The organism is Candidatus Symbiopectobacterium sp. NZEC135 (genome assembly GCF_025962695.1).
In genome coordinates this window covers 1-1,093 of sequence record NZ_JAGFPF010000645.1, presented here as the reverse complement: position 1 = coordinate 1,093, position 1,093 = coordinate 1, and the positions used below count along the sequence as shown (strand labels likewise).

Sequence of the window (1,093 nt, the reverse complement as noted above, 5' to 3'; positions counted from 1 at the left end):
CCGATGTTACTGGGCGCAGCCTGGGATCGCATCGTTTATCCCGCCCGTGGCGCAGAAGGCGGTGCGGACGGCGCGCCGGGCAGAGTCAGTCTGGCCTCCGGCGCACTGCTGAAAGGTAAAGGCCGACAGGCGATCCCACCGGGAGAACATCTGGTGGTGGAAACGCCGGGCGGCGGCGGTTTGGGCGATGCGCGTGAGCGTTCAGCACAGGCTATCGCGCAGGATGTCCGTAGCGGACTGGTCAGCGCACAAGCTGCCAGCCGCGATTATCACCACGGTGATTAAAACAAATAACGATATTGAGGTGCTTATGAATTGGTTTGACTTTCGTTTAGGGAAAAAGCATCAACCGCGTCCGGTGAAGCTAGCGGCAACGCTGGCGCTGTACGCTCTGTTAGCCACCAGCGGTGCCACCGTATACGCGCAAACGCCGGAGCCACAGCGCGGCGGCACGCTGAACATCGTCTTGAACGCCGAGCCGCCGACGCTGGTGGCGCTGTCCACCGTTGCGACGCCAAGCCTGAGTGTGAGCGGCAAGGTGACGGAGGGGCTGCTGAAATACGATTTCGATCTCAATCCACAGCCGCAGTTGGCTACCGCCTGGGAGGTCAGTCCCGATGGCAAAACCTATACTTTTCACCTGCGCAAAGGGGTGAAATGGCATGATGGGCAGGATTTCACCTCAGCGGACGTGGCCTACTCGATCGAACTGCTTAAAAAGTATCACCCGCGCGGTGCCAGCACCTTCGCCAGCGTCACTGAGGTGAAAACGCCGGATGCCAACACGGCGGTGATTGAGCTGTCACAACCTGCACCTTATCTGTTACGTGCATTGACCGCAGCAGAATCGCCGATGTTGCCCAAGCACATCTACGAGAATACCGATCCGCTTAAAAACCCGAACGGAAGCGCACCGATCGGCACCGGCCCCTACCTGTTTAGCCAGTGGGAGCGCGGTAGCCATCTGATCCTCAAGCGTAATCCTAATTATTGGGATAAAGAAAAGCCGTATGTCGATCAGATTGTGATCCGCTTTATTCCTGACGCCTCATCGCGTTCGGTTGCCTTTGAAACCGGCACCGTGGATCTTGGC

The 1,093-nt window shown here is 58.3% G+C and carries 2 protein-coding genes; both read left to right on the top strand.

Features of this window, described 5'->3' with window-relative positions; all coding sequences use genetic code 11:
- Positions 1 to 285, top strand: a 285-nt coding sequence (locus tag J5224_RS29430) for a hydantoinase B/oxoprolinase family protein (protein ID WP_264628609.1), incomplete at its 5' end; no start/stop codon positions are given.
- Positions 286 to 310: 25 nt separating this feature from the next.
- On the top strand, positions 311 to 1,093 hold a 783-nt coding region (locus tag J5224_RS29425), incomplete at its 3' end, for an ABC transporter substrate-binding protein (RefSeq protein ID WP_264628608.1).